The following is a 19651-nucleotide window of genomic DNA, read 5'->3' as shown; positions in this document are numbered from 1 at the left end:
TATTTATATTTATAGAACGTAATTTTGTGAAATTAATAATGAATTTAGGTATGATGTCCTCAAGATTTACAGCAATAAAAGAAAGTCAAAATAGAAATGCCATCGCTATTCAGGAAAATGGAAGAAGGTCTGACTTGTTCGGTGTCAACGTGTTCAATGAAAAAAAGATGTTGCAATACCTAACCAAAGATGCTTTTGAAGGATTGAAAGGAGCTATGGATTCTGGTTCTAAGATCGACAGAAAAATTGCAGATCAAGTCGCAGAGGCCATAAAAGGTTGGGCAATTTCAATGGGAGCCACTCATTATACCCACTGGTTTCAGCCTTTAACCGGTTCAACTGCTGAGAAACATGATGCCTTCTTTGATCTTATGCCAGATGGTACGGCTTTAGAAAAGTTTGGTGGTGGTCAATTGGTGCAGCAAGAACCAGATGCATCTAGTTTTCCAAGTGGGGGCATAAGAAATACATTTGAGGCTAGGGGCTACACGGCTTGGGATCCATCTTCGCCCGCATTCATATATGGTACTACTTTATGTATACCTACAATATTTGTTTCGTATACGGGTGAAGCTTTAGATAATAAAGCTCCATTGTTAAGAGCATTGGGTGCAGTGGATGAAGCGGCAACCGCAGTAGCTAAATATTTTGATAAAACCGTTACCAAGGTCAACGCAACTTTAGGTTGGGAGCAAGAATATTTTTTGATCGATAAAGCTCTTGCACATTCTAGACCGGATATTATGATGACCGGTCGTACTTTGGTGGGCGAAACTCCTGCAAAAGGACAACAATTAGATGATCATTATTTTGGGGTTATACCTAGTCGTGTGCTGAGTTTTATGAGCGATTTAGAAAAAGAATGCACAAAATTGGGTATACCTGTAAAGACCAGGCACAATGAAGTTGCCCCAAATCAGTTTGAACTGGCTCCTGTTTTTGAAGAAGCAAATTTGGCAATTGATCATAATCTTCTATTGATGGATGTGATGGATAAGATTGCGGATAAACATCATTTTAAAGTGCTGTTCCATGAAAAGCCATTTGCTGGGATCAATGGGTCGGGTAAGCATAATAACTGGTCTCTACAGACCAATACCGGGGTAAATCTTCTTAGTCCCGGTTCTACACCAATGAAGAACTTACAGTTTTTGACCTTTTTTATTAACACCATTAAAGCGGTAGATACTTATGAAGAACTTTTGCGTTCTTCAATAGCTTCGGCAAGTAATGATCATAGGCTGGGGGCAAACGAAGCTCCACCAGCAATATTTTCAATTTTTGTAGGTACTCAATTAAGTAATGTTTTAGATGAGCTTGAAGGGGTATCCAAAGGAAAATTGTCTCCAGAGGAAAAAACAGAACTTAAGCTGAACGTAGTAGGTAAAATTCCAGAAATATTGATGGATAATACCGATCGAAACAGAACTTCACCTTTTGCATTTACAGGTAATAAATTTGAAATGCGTGGCGTTGGTTCCAAGACCAATTGTGCCAAGCCAATGACCATTTTAAATACTATTGTTGCAAAGCAATTAAAAGATTTTAAGAAAGAGGTAGATGCACTAGTAGACAAGAAGAACCTTAAAAAAGACGAAGCTGTTTTTAATGTACTACGTGAATATATAAAAACATCCAAACGAATTCGTTTTGACGGTGATGGCTATAGTGTTGAATGGGAAAACGAAGCTAAACGAAGAAAATTAAGTAACAATAAAAATACTCCAGAAGCTCTAGAGGTCTTGACATCAAAAGACAGTATTGCACTTTTTGAATCTATGGATGTAATGAGTGAGGTTGAAGTGGGCGCCCGACAAGAAGTGGATCTGGAGAATTATATTATGCACCTACAGATAGAGGGTAGGGTGTATAATGAATTGGTTTACGGGTATATTTTGCCGTCAGCATTGGAATATCAAAATAAGCTGATTAAAAATGTGTCTGGACTTAAGGAAATTTATGGAGCGGCACATAAAAAATTCACTGAAGGGCAATTGACCATGATAGAAGAAATTGCAGAGCATGTAGTAAGCATTAAGAAAATGGTTGATGCCATGGCAGATGCAAGAAAGAAGGCAAATGCTCTTAAAGACACAAAAAAGAAGGCAAAGTCATATTGCTTTGATGTAAAACCATATTTTTCTGAAATTAGATCACATAGTGATAAGTTGGAAAAATTAATGGACAATACCTTATGGCCATTGACCAAGTATAGGGAATTGTTGTTCATTGAATAAGCCTAGTCTTTAATTATTAAAAAAAAATGGGGAATTATTAAGCTGAACTAAGGTTGCAGTTTTAATGATTCCCTTATTTTTGTTTCAAATTTTAGTTATGTCAACACCTAGCAATGAAAGATATCAGCAACGGGGCGTGTCAGCTTCTAAAGAAGACGTGCACAATGCTATAAAGAATATTGATAAAGGTCTTTTTCCTAAGGCTTTCTGTAAAATAGTTCCTGATTATTTGACAGGAGACAAAGAGTATTGCTTGATCATGCATGCAGATGGGGCGGGTACAAAGTCGTCGTTGGCATATATGTACTGGAAAGAAACGGGAGATATTTCCGTTTGGAAAGGTATTGCGCAAGATGCCTTGATCATGAACATAGATGATTTAATCTGTGTTGGGGCTACTGACAACATTATGCTTTCATCTACTATTGGCAGAAATAAAAATAAGATTCCGGGTGAGGTGCTTTCAGCTATAATCAATGGAACGGAAGAGTTGATAAACGACTTGGGTGAGTTTGGTATCACTATTCATTCTACCGGTGGTGAAACTGCCGATGTTGGGGATTTGGTAAGAACAATTATTGTAGATTCTACGGTTACTGCTAGATTGAAAAGAAGTGAGGTGATCGATAATGCCAATATTAAGGCCGGCGATGTTATTGTAGGTCTAGAATCTTTTGGTCAAGCAACATACGAGAAAGAGTATAATGGCGGTATGGGAAGTAACGGACTCACCTCTGCACGTCATGATGTGTTCTCCAATTATTTGGCAGAAAAATTCCCTGAGAGCTTTGACGCTGAGGTGCCAGAAGATTTGGTGTATTCAGGAAAGGTGAAATTAACGGATGATGTTGAGAATTCTCCAATTAATGCCGGTAAATTAGTGTTGTCGCCAACAAGGACATATGCACCGATCGTAAAAAAAATACTTTCTACATATAGCCCTGATCAAATTCATGGTATGATCCATTGTAGTGGAGGGGCACAGACCAAAATTCTTCATTTTGTAGATGACCTTCATATCATCAAGGATAACTTATTTGATGTGCCACCTCTTTTTCAATTAATTCAAGAACAGTCTGGTACAGATTGGAAAGAGATGTATAAGGTTTTCAATTGTGGTCATAGACTAGAGATTTATCTTCCTGAAGATATCGCAGGTGATATTATTGAAATATCTAAGAGTTTTGGCGTAAATGCTAAAATTATAGGTAAGGTAGAGGCATCGGATTCTAAAAAATTAACAATTTCCAGTAAGTACGGCACCTTTGTGTATTAAAACATACGATTAATGTAAATAAATCGTTCTTTTTGTATAAACCTATCTTGCTATGGAAAGAAAAGAATTTTTACGAACTCTGGGTGCGGGTGCTGCATTTGCAATAACGTTTCCTTGCTTGGGCAGTTGTTCCAAGGACAATGAAGTTGAAGGAGATATTGTTACGCCACCAACCAATGTAGATTTCACTATTGATCTTACTTCTTCCGAGGCTGCTAAATTGGCAAATAATGGCGGATTTATTTTAAAAAATCTTGTTGTTGTAGTTAGAAATCTTGAAGGTGAATTTGTTGCCGCTACGCAAATCTGCAGTCATGAGCAATATGATCAGGTAAGATTTGTAAATCAAGAAGGTGGTATTTTTTACTGTGATGTGCACGGATCAAAGTTTTCTCAGACCGGTACTCCTTTAAATGAAATTCCTAACAGTACTTCAAGAGCGTTAAAAATATACAATACTTCACTTGAAGGTGATATTTTACGAGTTTTTGAGTAATGATCATATTACAATTCTAAAACCAACAACACCAACCTAACTTATTATTCTTTGATGATAAAATTGACCCCCAACTAGAGAAAGTAAGTGAAGTATATCAGTGCCTTATTAATAGTTATGTTGACCTACATTTCGTATGGTCAAGATAAAAAGTACGTTACCGTAAAGAAGTCTTACGAGGTAATGGGCGGTGATTTTGACATTACGGTAGTTTCGGTAGATGAGGAGTTGGGTTACATTTATATACAGGAAGCTTTGGCCGAAGTTCAAAGAATTGAGAAGTTGATTTCTTCCTGGAATCAGGACTCTGAAACAAGTTTGATTAATAGAAATGCCGGTATTAAGCCAGTTCACGTAAGTTGGGAACTATACAAGCTCATAGAGCGTTCTATTCAAATTTCTGAAATTACCAACGGTGCATTTGATATAACATTCACTGCACTTAAAGATGTATGGAAATTAGATGGTTCAATGCAGTCTTTACCTTCTAAGGCAAACGTAGAGGCGGTGCAATCTAGAATAGGGTATAAGAATATTGTTTTGAACAATAAGGATCAAACTGTTTTTTTAAAGAAAAAAGGAATGAAAATTTCTTTTGGTGGTATTGGAAAGGGGTTTGCTGCAGACAAGGCAAAGGCGTTATTGGTGTCAAAGGATGTTAAGGCCGGTATTATAAATTTAAATGGTGATATTACCACTTGGGGTACCAAAGTTACAGGTGATAAATGGTTGATTGGGGTTATGAATCCAGATTTAAAAGGTGGTATTGCATCATGGATTCCAATTCTTGAGTCGTCTGTGGCAACAACGGCCAGTGACGGTAATTTTATCATGTCGGGCAATAAAAAATACACCCATATTTTAGATCCTAAAACAGGTTTTCCCGCTACGGGTATCAACAGTGTATCGGTATTTGCAAAAAGTGCGGAGTTATCAGATGCCTTGGCAACATCCATCTTTGTAATGGGGTTAGATGCAGGTTTGGCTCTTATAAATCAACTTGGAGATACAGAGGTTATTATTGTGGATAGCGCCAATAAAATGCACAAGAGTAATGGCATTCTGCTAAACTAAGTATTTCAAAAACCTAGGTGCTCGTTTTTTAATTATTTCTTCCCACGATAATCACTTTAAAGTGTCTGTAATTTTATTGTAAATTTGCCATACAAGTGAAGTAAGCATATGATAGAAAAATTAAACATAGTAAAACAACGTTTTGATGAGGTTTCCGACCTTATAATTCAACCGAATATTATATCTGATCAAGATAAATATGTAAAGCTTACTAAAGAATATAAAGATCTTAAAGACTTAATGGATAAGCGAGAAGAATATCTTGAGCTTACCAATAATATTGCCGAAGCTGAGGAAATCATTGCCGATGGTAGTGATGAAGAAATGCTTGAAATGGCCAAGATGCAAATGGAAGAGGCCAAAGGGGCTCTGCCAAAGCTGGAAGAGGATATTAAACTGATGTTGATACCAAAAGATCCTGAAGATGCTAAGGATGTCGTAGTAGAAATCAGAGCAGGAACTGGTGGTGATGAGGCTAGTATCTTTGCCGGTGACCTTTTTAGAATGTATACTAAATACTGTGAGGGTAGAGGTTGGAAAACAAATGTAATTGATCTTAGTGAAGGTACTAGTGGTGGTTATAAGGAAATTCAGTTTGAAGTATCTGGTACCGATGTATACGGAACTTTAAAGTTTGAAGCCGGTGTTCACCGTGTACAGAGGGTTCCACAGACAGAAACCCAGGGTAGGGTGCACACCAGTGCCGCTACGGTTATGGTTTTGCCCGAAGCTGAAGATTTTGACGTACAAATAGATCCCAAAGATGTACGTATAGATTTTTTCTGTTCGTCAGGTCCTGGTGGTCAATCTGTAAACACTACATACTCCGCGGTGCGTTTAACGCATATACCAACGGGTTTAGTGGCTCAATGTCAGGACCAAAAATCGCAGCACAAGAATAAGGACAAAGCTTTTAGGGTTTTGCGTTCTAGGTTATATGATTTAGAATTGGCAAAAAAACAAGAAGAAGATGCTGCAAAGCGAAACTCTCAAGTAAGTAGTGGTGACCGTTCTGCAAAAATTAGAACTTACAATTACCCGCAAGGTAGGGTTACCGATCATCGTATTGGTCTAACCTTGTATGATTTGTCTAATATTATAGATGGAGATATCCAAAAAATAATAGATGAATTGAGTTTTGTAGAAAATACCGAAAAATTGAGGGAAGCCTCTGAGATATTTTAAAATATGACTACCCAGGAATTGGTTGCCCAAATTCATAAAAAACAATCCTTTTTGTGTATAGGTTTAGATACCGACTTAGAGAAAATTCCACCTTTTTTGTTGGAGGAAGAAGATTCTATTTTTGAGTTTAACAAAGCAATTATTGATGCCACACATGATTTATGTGTGGCTTATAAACCTAACATAGCATTTTATGAAGCTTATGGTGTACAGGGGTGGTCTGCTTTGCGAAAAACGATAAAGTATCTAAATAAGAATTATCCTGAAATTTTCACCATTGCAGATGCTAAACGTGGTGATATAGGTAATACGTCTACAAGATATGCGAAGGCATTTTTTGAAGATTTAAATTTTGATTCCATCACAATTGCTCCTTATATGGGCAAAGATTCGGTTGAACCATTTTTGGAATTCAAGGATAAACATACCATCTTACTTGCCTTAACGTCAAATGGTGGTGCTTTTGATTTTCAAACTAAAAAGATTGGAGATAGAGAGCTATATAAAGAGGTATTATCGGTTTCTACTACCTACAAAGGGGCAGAGAATTTAATGTACGTTGTGGGTGCCACAAAGGCTGAATATCTGAAGGAAATTCGTCAAATAATACCTAATAACTTCTTATTGGTGCCTGGAGTTGGTGCCCAAGGCGGTAGTTTAGTAGATGTTTGTGAATATGGTATGACAAAAGATGTTGGACTACTTATTAATTCTTCACGCGGAATTATCTATGCATCTGACCAGGAGGATTTTACAGATGCTGCTAGAAAAAAAGCTAAAGAGTTACAAGAAGCTATGAAAATAGAGCTCCAAAGACTAAACTAGGTCTTCTAAAGTTTTTTTGATTTTCTGGGCTTTGGATTCAAAAAATTCTCCCAACTGGGTATTGGTTTGCATGTTAGAAGCTTTGTCTAAAAACATTTGATATTGATACTCCAATAAGCTTATTATGTCTGTATTAGCTTCCATTGGTGTTACTGTCCCTACCTTGCAATATTGCTTTTCCATAATCCTGGTTTTAGTTTCTTACAAATATACGTTCAGATTCAGGTTTTGGATGTGTGTATGTGTAGCTGTACATCTAATTTATAGGTAATATGTCTTTTTTTTAACAAATACACCTGTGATAATTTAAAAGATAGCGTGTTCTAAGTGATTTTTTAAAATCTTAAACAGATTGTGAAAAACTATATATACATTGTACATTACAACTTTTTTTAAATACAAACCTGTGCTTCATTATATTACGTATCATCATAAAACAGCTACTGAATGGGTGACATTTGTACATGGTGCAGGAGGTAGTTCTTCAATATGGTTCAAACAAATACGAGAATTTAAGAAACACTTTAACGTATTGCTATTAGATTTAAGAGGGCATGGGAATTCTAAGTCTAGTTTAAAAAATGTTTTTAATGAAAAGTACACCTTTGATGTTATTACTAACGATATTGTTGAGGTTATTGATCAAGAAGGTATAGAAAAGTCTCATTTTGTAGGGATATCATTAGGTACTATTTTAATACGGAATTTAGCGGAGAACCATCCTGATCGGGTTGAAAGTATGGTTATGGGCGGTGCTATAATGAAATTGAACCTTAGATCTCAAATATTGATAAAACTTGGTATCATATTTAAATCGATCGTGCCTTATCTATGGTTATACAAGTTCTTTGCTTTTATTATAATGCCAAATAAAAATCATAAGGAGTCTAGGTCGCTTTTTGTTCGTGAGGCAAAAAAGCTATATCAAAAAGAGTTTATAAGATGGTTTAAGCTAACATCGGAAATTAATCCATTATTACGCTTTTTTAGGTCTGCAGATATCAACATACCTACATTATATGTCATGGGAGAAGAAGATTATTTATTTCTTCCCAGCATTCGCAAAATTGTTTCTTTGCATAAAAGTTCGCAATTAGTGGTGGTTGAAGACTGTGGTCATGTTGTAAATGTGGAACGACCAGTATTTTTTAATGAGAAGGTAATTGCATATTTGGGCGGTCAAAAAACAATCTAAAGTGCTTTAACATTGATTTATTAAGATGTAGTCTTTAAGTGTTAAAATAAAAAAACCGATGCTCCCACCGGTTTTTATTAACTAACTAACTCAAAAAATAACTAACTCAAAAAATTGAAAATGAATGCTTTAATATTCTTTTGTTTAATTTTAACGCATATATTTTTGAGTTATTGTTTAAGTTGTTGAAAATCTATTTTTTATCTTGAAGTGCAAATACTTTTTTAAGGACATCTGTAGTTCTTGAAGAGAACTTTGTTCTAATTTCTTCTTCCTCTACAGCAATCATTTTATAAACTCCTGATAAAGCCTCCTGTGTTACATAATCTGTTAAATCTGGGTTTACATTGTTGGTCAATGGGATTGAATTGTATTTGGTGATTATAGAACTCCAAATTTTATCTGCACCTACTTTTTGAAAAGATTCGTTGATTACAGGATTGAATTTAGCATATAGCTCTGTATTCGTTTTTGTTTCCAAATAAGTAGTAGCAGCATTGTTTTCGCCAAGAAGAATATTTTTTGCGTCTGCGAATGACATGTCTTTTACAGCATTTACGAAAATAGGTGTAGCTTCTGCAACAGCATCTTCGGCAGCACGGTTCAAAACCTTTAAGCCTTCGTCTGCCAAATTGCCTAAACCTATATCGCGTAAAGTTTTATCTACCTTTTGTAGGTCTTCTGGTAATAGAATTTTGACCAATTCATTTTTATAAAAACCGTCAGTAGCGGTTAACTTGCTTACCTGTTTTTCTATACCTTGATCTAAAGCTTCTTTTAGACCATTTGCTATGGTTTCATTGCTCAAAGCAGTGTCTGTAGATGTAGGTAATTGATTTACTACTTGCTGTAATTCATTGCATGAAATTGCGAGCATCATGCAGAAAGCCAAACTAATTTTTTTAATCATTATTGTATAATATGTATAGGTTTTACTTTAGTAATTACGAGAATATGACCGTTTTATTGTTGTAGACCATTGTTTTGCGTGCAATATGCAATTTTACTCCTCTAGAAAGTACAATCTTCTCAAGGTCTCTACCTTTTGTGATAAAGTCTTCTATTGTGTGAGAATGGGTTACTGTAGTAACATCTTGCTCAATAATTGGTCCGGCATCCAATTCTTCAGTTACGTAGTGACTAGTGGCACCGATAATTTTCACACCTCTTTTAAATGCTGCATGATAGGGTTTAGCACCGGCAAAGGCAGGTAAGAAAGAATGGTGTATATTAATTATTTTGTTAGGGTATTTGTCTATTAAGTTGCCACTGACTATTTGCATGTATCTAGCTAAAACGATAAAATCTACATCGTGTTTTTCAAGTATTGCAATTTGCTCCTGCTCTGCCGTAACTCTATTGGCTTTAGTAAAGGGTACGTGATAGAACGGTATGTTAAACTGTTCTGCAATATACCTTAAATCGTTATGGTTACTGAGTATAAAGGGAATCTCAACGGCTAGCTCACCAGATTGATATCTACTTAATAGGTCATAAAGGCAATGGTTGTATTTAGATACGAAAATGGCCATCCTGGGTAATTTGTCATCGGTATGTAGACTCCATTCCATGTTGTAACTAATAGCTAACTCATTTTGGAATAACGTTTTAAAATGTTCCAAATCTGAAAAGTCATTTTGGAATTCAACAACCGTTCGCATAAAAAATACGTTGGCAGGCTTATCAACATGCTGATCAAGGTATACGATGTTGCCTTTATTGCTATGGATAAAACCAGTTACGGTACTTATGATACCTGCTTGATCAGGACAATGGACTAATATAGTTGCTTTCAATTGTATGGTATTTTTTATGTCAAAAATAGACCATAATCCTTAATATGATAACTATATTACGTTGTTGTGTAAGATTTTTAGGATAATTATAGGTGGTCAGCTTTCCAAGCCTTGTACGATTTTCTAAAACTTTTGATCTCTTTTCTTAAAAGATTAATGTACTCAGTCTCCTTTACTCCATGTTTTTCCAATCCCATGCAGTAAGAGTTGATGTTTCTTATAATGATATTTATGTAAGAAATGGTTTCTTTACGTTCATTATTGCAATTAGAATATTCAACTTGTGCAATTTTTTGAGGTATGAGAATGGCATCTGTCAAAATAGAATTAGCCATGATGTCTCTTAAGCTCTTTGATTCATAAAGGCGTACCAAATCTTTGTTGAAAGATACATATGACGCAATCTCTCTACTCATGGTGCAGAGTTCCAGTGCTTTTCTATAAATAGGCAAATGTTTTAAACTTCTATATGCCATTGTGTGGGGTATTGTTAGTGTTATATAAAATTACGTTAGTTATTTGATTATTTTCTATCGATTTTAAATGTAATTTGTAAATTTACCTTTGATAATAAATAATTAAAACTATATTCTTTTGAATCCAAAGATAGACGAGCTTAATTGGAAAATACTAAAACAATTGCAGGATAATGCAAGGGAGTCATTTGCAAATATTGGTCGTACGGTTGGGCTCACGGCACCGGCAGTGGCGGAGCGCGTAAAGAAGATGGAGGACCTTGGTATCATACATGGTTATAAGGCTACAGTATCTCACGCGTTAACCGGACATCAATTAAAGGCGATTATAACCTTAAGGGCATTTATGGGGAAATTGAAGCCTTTTTTAGCTGTTGTACCTACTTTGCAAGAGGTTATTAATTGCTACAGAATTACCGGAAACGAAAATATTGTTATGGAAGTTGTTTTAAAAGATCAGTTTCATCTAGAAAAGTTTATCGACCAATTAATACAGTATGGTGAAACAAGGACTCATATTGTTCTTTCTCAAGTAATTTCTAATGCCCCAATGCATAAAGTTAAATGATAAATATCTTAATCTCTTTTATCAATTTATTAATGGATATTTAATTTTGGAATTAGTAATCATTGGTAAATTAGTTAGTGATTAATGGTTCTAAGATATTTTGGCTAGATTTTTGATAGAAATTAAATAATGAAAAAATTACTACTTCTTACGTTCGTTTTAACCTCTACGGCAATATTTTCTCAAGAATTAAGGCTTTTAAGAGGTGCTATTTCAGAAAATTTAGTTGTTAATGATTCGGTCAATGAAACCTTCTCTCTCTATTTGCCTTCAAATTTTGAGGTAAATAAAGCCTGGCCAGTTGCCTTTGTAATGGATTTAAAGGGTAAGGGCAAGGCTGCCGTTTCAATGTTGCTGGGTGCAGCTGAGCAAGAAGGCTATGTTTTGGCTAGTTCAGATAATATAAGTGATTCGCTTTCCATTTCTGAAAATGTTTTAATTGCGAATAGAATGTTCAATTCAGTGATCAGTACCATCCCTTTAGCTAAAAATCGTATGTATACTGCAGGTTTTGGTAGTAGTGCAATGTTCGCTTCAATTTTGCCAACATTTGTACGTAATATCAATGGAGTAATTTCTATAGGTGCGTCGGTTGGTAATGTTGAGATTTTAAATCCAAAGCAACCTTTTCAGTTCGTAGGGCTTGTGAATAGGGAGGATTATAATTTTACCGAGATGTTGAATAGCAGGGAATTGCTCAATAAATTAAAGTTTCCTAATGAATTAATAGTCTTTGATGGAGATCGTATGCTGCCAGAAGGTGACTTAATTGCTAATGCATTTAGAATGTTGACGCTTACTAGTATGGCAAAAGGTCATTTGGAAAAGGATAGCAGTTTGGTGGCTTCTTCGTATGATCGATTCTTGACTTTGGCAAATTCCAACATTTCCAAACAAAAACCTCTTTTAGCTACATATCAATTGTTAGATATGGAAAAGATTTTCAATCCATTAGTAGATTTAGATACGCTAAAAGCTACGCAGAAAACCTTAAGAAGAAGTTCTAATTATAGACAGGCGAATAGAAGTCAAAACAGTTATTTTTTGAAGGAATCTTTTACCAAAGAAGATTATAACTACTATTTGGAAGAAGATATTATCACCTATAATTATGCAAATCTTGGGTGGTGGAATTATCAAATGCAAGAATTAAATAAATTGGATAAAAGTTCTAATTTATATGAGCGGCAAATGTCAAGTAGGTTAAGAGGGTATATTAATGCTCTGGTGTCAGATAATATTGATTTTATTGAAGCTGAAGATGTGGTAGATTATGAAGCACTAAATTTATTACACATGTTAAAGACCATTACTTCGCCAAAAGATTATAATGCTTACTTAGAGGTAATCTCAATTAGTTCAAAAATGGAAGATTACGGTACAGCCTTATTTTACTTGGAAGAGTTGCTTAAAACTGGTTATACGGATAAAAGCGGGTTATATTCTTTGGAACACACTGCATTGTTCAGGATTATGCCGGAATTCAATGAAATGGTTGAAAAATATTTAAAAGGTGCCAGATATGATGTTATTGAACGGTAACGTGAGGTACATCTTCCAATTTCCAATCTATGACCAGACCTTTTGCCAATGATTTGGCAATATCTTTTCCGTATAGTATTTCACATAAATATAAAGCGGCTTCAAAACTTTTTGCGCCTCCTGCAGAAGTAATGTATTTTCCGTCATGAACAAATAATACATTGTCCTTTATGTCTAAATTAGGAAACATGGCTTTGTAATTTTCAATATCACTGGGAAAAGTTGTTGAAGCTACCGAATCTAAAATACCAGCTTTTGCCAAGGGAAAGGCGCCGTCACAATGACTGGTCATATATAGCGCGCTCTTGTCTATTTGTTTAATAAAGTTGATCATGACTTCATCTTTTAAGTCACTATCCATAGAATGTTCCGCACTAGGTACTACCAATATATCTATTTTAGGTAAATCATCTTTAGTGTAGTCAAAATCGGGTAAAATGCGAACACCTTCAAAAGTGGTTATGGGTTCTAAAGTATTTGCTACGGTAAATGTGTTCATGGCCTTTATGCCTTTTCTAAATTTTGTATGTTGAAATATATCGAATGGGGCTGTGAATTCAGTATTGAACGTTCCCTTCATTATTAGAAAAGCAACATTATAATTACTGGGTTCTAGCTTTGGTAATTGTCTTGTTTCTTTAACCACTGTGGTTTCTTTTTTAGCTTTCTTTTGATTGCAGCTAACTAGTATAAATGGTAAAAGAATAAGAAGGTATTTAAGTTTCATATGAATTGTTTTCGATTTCTAAAGTACGATTATATGTGAAAAACTTACAATGAATATATTGTATTTTTGAAATGTAAATGAATGGATATGAGAATAAGTATTGCAGTATTGATTTTGTGTGTAATGGTTTCTTGCGGACAAGAAAAAAAGTATCATGATGCCAAACCTAACATTGAATCAATAACAAAGTCAGATAAGCTAGCTGATATTTTGCTGTTTCAAGAAGAGCTGAATGCTGAGTTCAAAAACCCTGAATCTTCACCGTTGCCCGATAGGTTTAGAATTAATTTTGAGTCTTTGGATTTCTTTGAGCCAGATACCAACTACATAGTAGAAGCGGAGCTTGTAAGAACGCCAGAAGCTTTACCATTTTCAATGCCAACAACAACAGGTAGAGAATCAACGGAGGTGGTTTACGGTATTGCTAAATTTACCTTGAATGGAAAAGATCATGAATTGGAAATTTATCAATCGCCAGAACTAATTACGCAAGCGGAATATGAAGATTATTTGTTTTTGCCTTTTACAGATAATACAAACGGAGAAGAAACGTATGGGGGTGGTAGGTATTTAGATTTAAGAATACCCAAGGGCAATAAGATAATTTTGAACTTCAATAAAGCCTATAATCCTTATTGCGCTTATAATAAAAAATTTAGTTGTCCAATTGTGCCTAAGGTCAATAATTTGGATACAGAAATTAAAGTAGGGGTGAAAGCCTTTGAGCATTAATGGGAAAATAAAAAACCTCGGCAGGTATTGCCGAGGTTTTAAAACTTAAACTATAAAATCAACCATTAATTATATCAACAACTTAGAAAGAGTATACGGCTGCTACTAAGAAAGAAGATAAGCTTTTAGAAGCTGCGCCGTCTGCATCAAAGTAAGGCTCAACATCATTACCCCAAGAATCTAATCTGATTTCTGGTTTAATGGTTAAGTTCTCTACTGTATAGCTCCCTGTTAAAGTTAATCCTAATACGTTAGGGTTATCTATTGCTGGGTCATCTAAGTCAATTGCGAAATATTCACCTCTTAAACCTATAGAGAAGTCGTCTGATGTAGCGTATTGTGGGTATAGTGCTACACCTGAGAATCCTGCACCATCGTTATCAGCATATGCTGCATTTATCCCTAAGAAGAAATCTTCTGAAAGATCAAAACCACCTGTATAATCAATTTCAAAACCTAAAGCCTCACCACCATCGTAGTAGAAGTTAAGGTACTGACCTGAATAACCCAATTGAGCTCCAGCAGAATATGCGCCAGTTAAGTTATTGTTGGTATCGGTTACGTTCATAATAGCTAACATTAAACTGAAATCATCAGATAAAGCAAAATCAGCCTTTAAACCTACATGAGAAAAAGGTCCGCTAGAGAACAAGTAAGATGTGCTGTAGTTAAAGTTACCTACCGGAGAAATTACTTCGTATCCTAAGTATGTATTAAATCTACCCATTGTTAATGTAGTAGCATCAGATACATTCCAGTAAGCATATAATTGATTTAGGTTATAACCACCCACAGCATCTTCACCTCTAGGGCCAAATACAACATCTGCAACTACACCGGTCTTTTCGCCTTCGTAAGCGGCAACTATATTGGCCATACCCAATGCAAACCCTAATTCGTTGGCAAATGAGCTACCGAATGATTGAGGGGTAGCATCAGAAGCACTTAAATTTGTTTGGTAATAAGCATCTACAGAACCACTAATGCTTATTTTTTTCTCTTCCTCTTCTTGAGCTACTACACCTGCAGCTGCAAAAAGCATAAGACCTGATGCGAAAATATTTTTTACGTACTTTGTATTTATAATCGTTTTCATAAGTTTTGATTTAATCCCTAATGGGATGAATTAATTTTGAGAAATTTATTTATTGAAAAGGTTATGTAACGGAGCGTTCTGCAAAACGCTCCGTATTTTTTTAGTGTTGGTTCATTCTGAAATCAGCATAAGCATCCATTCCGTGCTCATGAAGATCTAAACCTTCAACTTCTTCTTCTTTAGAAACTCTAAGACCAATAGTTGCTTTAAGTACTCCTAAAATAATACCAGAGGTTACTATACAGAACCCACCTACGATCAATACACCGTATAGTTGTGTCATGAACTGAGCTCCACTAGCCATGCTACCGAAGATACCTACAACCAATGTTCCCCAGATACCACAGATCAAGTGAACTGCTACAGCACCTACAGGGTCATCTAATTTTAATTTGTCTACCAAGGCAACACCACCTACAATGATAATACCGGCAATGAATCCTATGATTACAGCTTCATTTGGTGACATTAAATCCGCTCCTGCGGTAATACCTACCAATCCACCAAGAATACCGTTCAAGAACATAGTTAAATCTAAGTTCTTATAAAGAATAGTAGAGGTGATCATTGCTCCAAATCCACCAGCGGCTGCAGCTAAACTTGTAGTAACCAATACTAAAGATGTCAATTCTGGATCTGCGGATAATACTGAACCACCGTTAAACCCAAACCATCCTAACCATAATATCAATACACCTGCGGTAGCCATTGGTATGCTGTGACCCGGTATAGCGTTTGGCTTACCATCTTTACCGAATTTTCCAATTCTAGAACCTAAAAGGTATATTGCAACTAAAGCTGCCCATCCACCTACTGAGTGTACTAATGTAGAACCTGCAAAATCATAGAATCCCCATGAATCCAAGAATCCGCCTCCCCATTTCCAAGCACCTACTATAGGGTATACCAAACCAACATAGATTACTGTAAATATCATGAAAGCTCCAATTTTCATACGTTCTGCTACTGCACCAGATACAATAGTAGCCGCTGTTGCTGCGAACATTCCTTGGAAAAGAAAATCTGTCCACCATGTGTAGCCGCCATCTGCATAGTCAGGTGTCATACCGCCTTCAGGGGCATCAATACCAAAACCTGCAAATTTTAATAAGCCCATATCTCCGTCTTCAAAGCCTGGGTACATTAAGTTGAATCCCCATGCATAATAAAGAAGTAAACCACCTGTAATAATGAAGATATTCTTAAATAATATGTTGATTGTGTTCTTTTGTCTTGTTAAGCCAATTTCTAAAAAGGCAAAACCTGTATGCATGAAGAATACCAATGCGGTAGCCAACATCATCCATACGTTATTTGCTGTAAATAATCCTGCGTCCATTTCGTTTAGTTTTTTAGTTAGTTATTTTATTTAGTTAATACCGGCTAAACCGTCTTCTTTGGTTCTTATTCTATATGCTTGAAGGACTTCAGATACAAATATTTTACCGTCACCTACATTACCGGAGTAAGCTGCCTCTAGTATTTTATTAACTGTTTTTTCTAGAAAGTCATCTGATACTACAATGGTTAGGTACCTGCGTTGTATGTCAGTAGTACTGTAAGAGATACCACGGTAAACGTGACCTTCTTTTTCATTACCTACACCTGTTACATCCCAGTAACTGAAGAAATTTACTTCAATACTGTGCAACGCTTCTTTGACATCGTCAAACTTTGATTTTCTAATAATTGCCTCGATTTTTTTCATTTGAATAAGTTTTTGATATTGCCAAATATATGTTAAAAACATTGTTACCCTAAAAATATTAGGGGTTCATGCGTAATTTTTACGAGTATCTTAATATATACCCCTTAAATTTTAGGGTAATGTTATTTATGGTTATATATTTTGACAATATCTAGAAATGGAATTGATGAAATTAACCTGTGTGTAGAATAATCGTCAGAAAAAGGAGTGATTATCTAACGATTGTTTAAAAAATGAGCAAATACCTAAAAAAATGAACAAAAATAAAATAGTGCTTAGTGAATGTTAATTCTATAACATTTTGCAAACCCAAAGACCTAATGAGATGGCTAAGACACCTATAACGACACTTAACCCCATATATAATGAAGTTTGAAGTAGAGAAGATTCTTTTAAAAGGATATTGCTTTCTAAAGCAAATGTAGAGAAAGTGGTAAAGCCTCCGCAAAATCCGGTGGCTAATAATAAAGTCTGATTTTCAGAAATGTAATTGTTCTTTAAGGAGAGTCCTATAAGTATACCTATTATTAGACAACCAATTACGTTGACAAGAAAAGTACCTAAATAGAAATTTGAATAGTAGGCGTTAAGGTTTTTAGATATAATATATCTTAATATACTACCGAACCCCCCACCTAAAAAAACCAGTATAAATTGTTTCATACCTTATAAAGGTAAAAACTAAACGGCTTTCTTGTAGCTGGTTGTAAGTAAATCTAATGGGTAAATAACAGAAGTTGGTTGTTTGGATAGCTTTTGAGAAGAAGTTTTCGTTTTTTGAGAAACACTTATTAAGCTAACTACGACCAAGGCAACGTTAATACCTACTAATACTAAAAAAATTGTAAGAAATGTCATCATAATTTATTACACCTTTATAGATGAATAACGCAAAATTACGGTATTTGGTATATTAAACGAGGATATTGACCGTTTTGTTGTGAAAACGTTAATTTTTGTGGTGTAGGAAAAAAATTAACTATTCCTTTAGGAAAAACTTTATAAATAGTAGTAAAATCAAGAAAAGTGCAAAGGATATGCCGATCCATTTAACACCTTTGAAATTTTTACGATGAAAATCAAGGTCTTTTTTGTAAGAAATAATGATTATGATCGTAAAAACCACGGCAAAAGCGATTGCAAAAATGATTTGTCCGGTGCTAAACATATTTTATATTTTTACGCAAAGCTAACCTAAAACGGTAAAATAAAAATGAAGAACAAAATCAATGCAGTAAAGGAATTTCATAATTCTTTTGGTCTAGGTGTTTCTGAAGAAATGATTGCTGATTTAGGACCAGCCAAGAATATGTTGCGCTTTAATTTAATGGACGAAGAGAATAAGGAGTATTTAGAGGCTGCCCAAAATAATGATTTGGTAGAAGTTGCCGACGCCCTTGGAGATATGTTGTACATATTGTGTGGTACAATTCTAGAACATGGCATGCAATACAAAATTGAAGAGGTGTTCAATGAAATACAGCGTAGTAATATGAGTAAGTTGGGTGAAGATGGTAAGCCAATTTACCGGGAAGATGGTAAGGTTTTAAAAGGCCCTAACTATTTTAAACCTAATATTAATGAAATATTGAGTAAATAAAATAGGGGGGCAATTTGCCCCCTTTTTATTATGAATTAATTTTTTAAGCTTTCACTTTAAAGCGCCATCCAAACTTGTCCTCAGACTTGTTGTACTGGATATCAGTAATGATTTTCTTTAATTGCTGACCATAACTATTATCTAATTCTGGTAGATCATAATCTGTATCTCTAAAACCAAATCCAGCAATTGGTGATATTACTGCAGCGGTACCTGCACCGAACATTTCTTTTAATGAACCGTCTTTAGCTGCTTCGACAACTTCTTTTACAGTAATTTTTCTTACCTCGGTCTTTATACCTTGGTTTTTGGCAATTTCTAAAATACTCTTTCTGGTTATACCATCTAAAATACGATCACTTGTAGGTGCGGTCAATAAAGTGTCGTTGATTCTAATGAAAATATTCATTGCACCAGCCTCTTCTATATATTCGTGAGTGGTGTCATCTGTCCAGATTACCTGGTTGTATCCTTTTTCAATAGCCAATTGGGTTGGGTAAAATTGCCCTGCATAGTTACCACCTGCTTTTGCGAAACCAACACCACCATTAGCTGATCTTGAATATTTTTCTTCGATAAGAACTTTTACTTTACCTGAAAAATATGCGCCAGAAGGAGCACAGGCAATAATAAACTTATATTCATTTGCAGGGGAAGCATGAAATCCGTTGCCAGAAGCGAACATAAAAGGTCTAATGTATAAAGAACCTCCTTCTTTTGTTGGTATAAATTCTTTATCCAAGTTTAACAGTGTAGTTAAACCTTCCATGAAATAGTCTTCGGGAATCTGCGGTATGCACATTCTCTCTGCAGAAATATTTAAGCGGTTAAAGTTGTCTAACGGTCTAAATAAAAAGACATCGTCATTTTTGTCCTTATATGCTTTCATACCTTCGAATATAGATTGTCCGTAATGGAAAATTTTAGAAGAAGGGTCAAGTGTTATAGGTTGGTATGGAGTTATTGTAGGTGTTTCCCATGCTCCGTTCTTATATGTGCAGACCAACATATGGTCAGTAAATACAGAACCAAAGGTTAAATTGTCAAAATCAACTTGGTCAATTTTTGAAGTTTTAACTTTTTCTACTATGATATCTTTCGTTGCAATACTCATGAAA

The 19651-nt window shown here is 35.1% G+C and carries 21 protein-coding genes; 11 read left to right on the top strand and 10 right to left on the bottom strand.

The features are described from left to right. The first annotated feature begins 50 nt into the window (after window positions 1–50). From I600_RS06190 to pyrF, 6 genes are all read left to right on the top strand, one after another. On the top strand, window positions 51–2237 hold the full coding sequence (locus tag I600_RS06190; RefSeq protein WP_058104296.1) for a glutamine synthetase III family protein: 2187 nt from the start codon (window positions 51–53) through the stop codon (window positions 2235–2237). A 97-nt stretch (window positions 2238–2334) separates the two neighbouring features. Further along, entirely contained in the window at window positions 2335–3513 is a 1179-nt protein-coding gene (locus I600_RS06185) for an AIR synthase related protein (RefSeq protein ID WP_058103599.1), read from the top strand. A 52-nt stretch (window positions 3514–3565) separates the two neighbouring features. After that, window positions 3566–4009 carry a QcrA and Rieske domain-containing protein gene (locus tag I600_RS06180; protein ID WP_058103598.1) on the top strand — a complete coding sequence of 148 codons (444 nt, stop codon included), beginning with the start codon at window positions 3566–3568 and terminating at the stop codon, window positions 4007–4009. A 117-nt stretch (window positions 4010–4126) separates the two neighbouring features. After that, the gene (locus tag I600_RS06175; protein ID WP_058103597.1) at window positions 4127–5083 is read left to right on the top strand and encodes an FAD:protein FMN transferase; all 957 of its coding nucleotides are present in this window, start codon (window positions 4127–4129) and stop codon (window positions 5081–5083) included. A 108-nt stretch (window positions 5084–5191) separates the two neighbouring features. After that, entirely contained in the window at window positions 5192–6268 is a 1077-nt protein-coding gene (gene prfA, locus I600_RS06170) for a peptide chain release factor 1 (protein ID WP_058103596.1), read from the top strand. Between the two features lie 3 nt (window positions 6269–6271). Further along, window positions 6272–7093, top strand: coding sequence for an orotidine-5'-phosphate decarboxylase (gene pyrF / locus I600_RS06165; protein WP_058103595.1), 822 nt, complete (start codon window positions 6272–6274; stop codon window positions 7091–7093). Here pyrF and I600_RS06160 read toward each other — a convergent pair. Next, window positions 7085–7276 (bottom strand): hypothetical protein, encoded by a 192-nt coding sequence (locus I600_RS06160; RefSeq protein WP_058103594.1) that lies wholly within the window; start codon window positions 7274–7276, stop codon window positions 7085–7087. The two genes, pyrF and I600_RS06160, sit on opposite strands and share 9 nt — an antisense overlap. 223 nt (window positions 7277–7499) lie before the next feature. Here I600_RS06160 and I600_RS06155 point away from each other — a divergent pair, with 223 nt between their 5' ends. Next, window positions 7500–8288 (top strand): alpha/beta fold hydrolase, encoded by a 789-nt coding sequence (locus I600_RS06155; RefSeq protein WP_058104295.1) that lies wholly within the window; start codon window positions 7500–7502, stop codon window positions 8286–8288. Window positions 8289–8481: 193 nt separating this feature from the next. Here the strand turns inward: I600_RS06155 and I600_RS06150 are convergent, their stop codons facing one another. The 3 genes from I600_RS06150 to I600_RS06140 all read right to left on the bottom strand — a co-directional run bounded on the left by I600_RS06150 (window position 8482) and on the right by I600_RS06140 (window position 10560). After that, window positions 8482–9198, bottom strand: a complete 717-nt coding sequence (locus I600_RS06150) for a DUF4197 domain-containing protein (protein WP_058103593.1) — start codon at window positions 9196–9198, stop codon at window positions 8482–8484. 34 nt (window positions 9199–9232) lie between these two features. Next, the gene (gene purU / locus I600_RS06145; RefSeq protein ID WP_058103592.1) at window positions 9233–10084 is read right to left on the bottom strand and encodes a formyltetrahydrofolate deformylase; all 852 of its coding nucleotides are present in this window, start codon (window positions 10082–10084) and stop codon (window positions 9233–9235) included. 86 nt (window positions 10085–10170) lie between these two features. Then, a complete protein-coding gene (locus tag I600_RS06140; RefSeq protein WP_058103591.1) occupies window positions 10171–10560 on the bottom strand; it encodes a hypothetical protein in 390 nt (129 codons plus the stop codon). Window positions 10561–10678: 118 nt separating this feature from the next. Between I600_RS06140 and I600_RS06135 the strand changes: the two genes are divergently transcribed. Continuing rightward, window positions 10679–11128: an Lrp/AsnC family transcriptional regulator gene (locus I600_RS06135; RefSeq protein ID WP_058103590.1), complete on the top strand. Its 450-nt coding sequence runs from the start codon at window positions 10679–10681 to the stop codon at window positions 11126–11128. 129 nt (window positions 11129–11257) lie between these two features. Next, the gene (locus I600_RS06130) at window positions 11258–12670 is read left to right on the top strand and encodes a hypothetical protein (RefSeq protein ID WP_058103589.1); all 1413 of its coding nucleotides are present in this window, start codon (window positions 11258–11260) and stop codon (window positions 12668–12670) included. Here I600_RS06130 and I600_RS06125 read toward each other — a convergent pair. Next, the gene (locus I600_RS06125) at window positions 12657–13397 is read right to left on the bottom strand and encodes a DJ-1/PfpI family protein (RefSeq protein ID WP_058103588.1); all 741 of its coding nucleotides are present in this window, start codon (window positions 13395–13397) and stop codon (window positions 12657–12659) included. The two genes, I600_RS06130 and I600_RS06125, sit on opposite strands and share 14 nt — an antisense overlap. A gap of 87 nt (window positions 13398–13484) precedes the next feature. Here I600_RS06125 and I600_RS06120 point away from each other — a divergent pair, with 87 nt between their 5' ends. Then, the gene (locus I600_RS06120; RefSeq protein ID WP_058104294.1) at window positions 13485–14129 is read left to right on the top strand and encodes a DUF1684 domain-containing protein; all 645 of its coding nucleotides are present in this window, start codon (window positions 13485–13487) and stop codon (window positions 14127–14129) included. Window positions 14130–14211: 82 nt separating this feature from the next. On the opposite strand, the gene I600_RS06115 is transcribed toward I600_RS06120, so the two are convergent. From I600_RS06115 to crcB, 4 genes are all read right to left on the bottom strand, one after another. Beyond that, window positions 14212–15225, bottom strand: coding sequence for an outer membrane beta-barrel protein (locus tag I600_RS06115; protein WP_058103587.1), 1014 nt, complete (start codon window positions 15223–15225; stop codon window positions 14212–14214). Between the two features lie 100 nt (window positions 15226–15325). Continuing rightward, window positions 15326–16564 carry an ammonium transporter gene (locus I600_RS06110; protein ID WP_058103586.1) on the bottom strand — a complete coding sequence of 413 codons (1239 nt, stop codon included), beginning with the start codon at window positions 16562–16564 and terminating at the stop codon, window positions 15326–15328. A 30-nt stretch (window positions 16565–16594) separates the two neighbouring features. Then, the gene (locus I600_RS06105; RefSeq protein WP_058104293.1) at window positions 16595–16933 is read right to left on the bottom strand and encodes a P-II family nitrogen regulator; all 339 of its coding nucleotides are present in this window, start codon (window positions 16931–16933) and stop codon (window positions 16595–16597) included. A 291-nt stretch (window positions 16934–17224) separates the two neighbouring features. Continuing rightward, on the bottom strand, window positions 17225–17596 hold the full coding sequence (crcB, locus tag I600_RS06100) for a fluoride efflux transporter CrcB (RefSeq protein ID WP_058103585.1): 372 nt from the start codon (window positions 17594–17596) through the stop codon (window positions 17225–17227). A 550-nt stretch (window positions 17597–18146) separates the two neighbouring features. Here crcB and I600_RS06090 point away from each other — a divergent pair. Next, on the top strand, window positions 18147–18533 hold the full coding sequence (locus I600_RS06090) for a pyrophosphohydrolase domain-containing protein (protein WP_058103583.1): 387 nt from the start codon (window positions 18147–18149) through the stop codon (window positions 18531–18533). Between the two features lie 43 nt (window positions 18534–18576). On the opposite strand, the gene I600_RS06085 is transcribed toward I600_RS06090, so the two are convergent. Continuing rightward, entirely contained in the window at window positions 18577–19647 is a 1071-nt protein-coding gene (locus I600_RS06085; protein WP_058103582.1) for a branched-chain amino acid aminotransferase, read from the bottom strand. Window positions 19648–19651 lie beyond the last annotated feature (4 nt).

The organism is Maribacter dokdonensis DSW-8 (genome assembly GCF_001447995.1).
Classification (GTDB): Bacteria; Bacteroidota; Bacteroidia; order Flavobacteriales; family Flavobacteriaceae; genus Maribacter; species Maribacter dokdonensis.
Note: the sequence above shows the minus strand (reverse complement) of the source record. Positions and strands in the feature narration are given on the sequence as shown.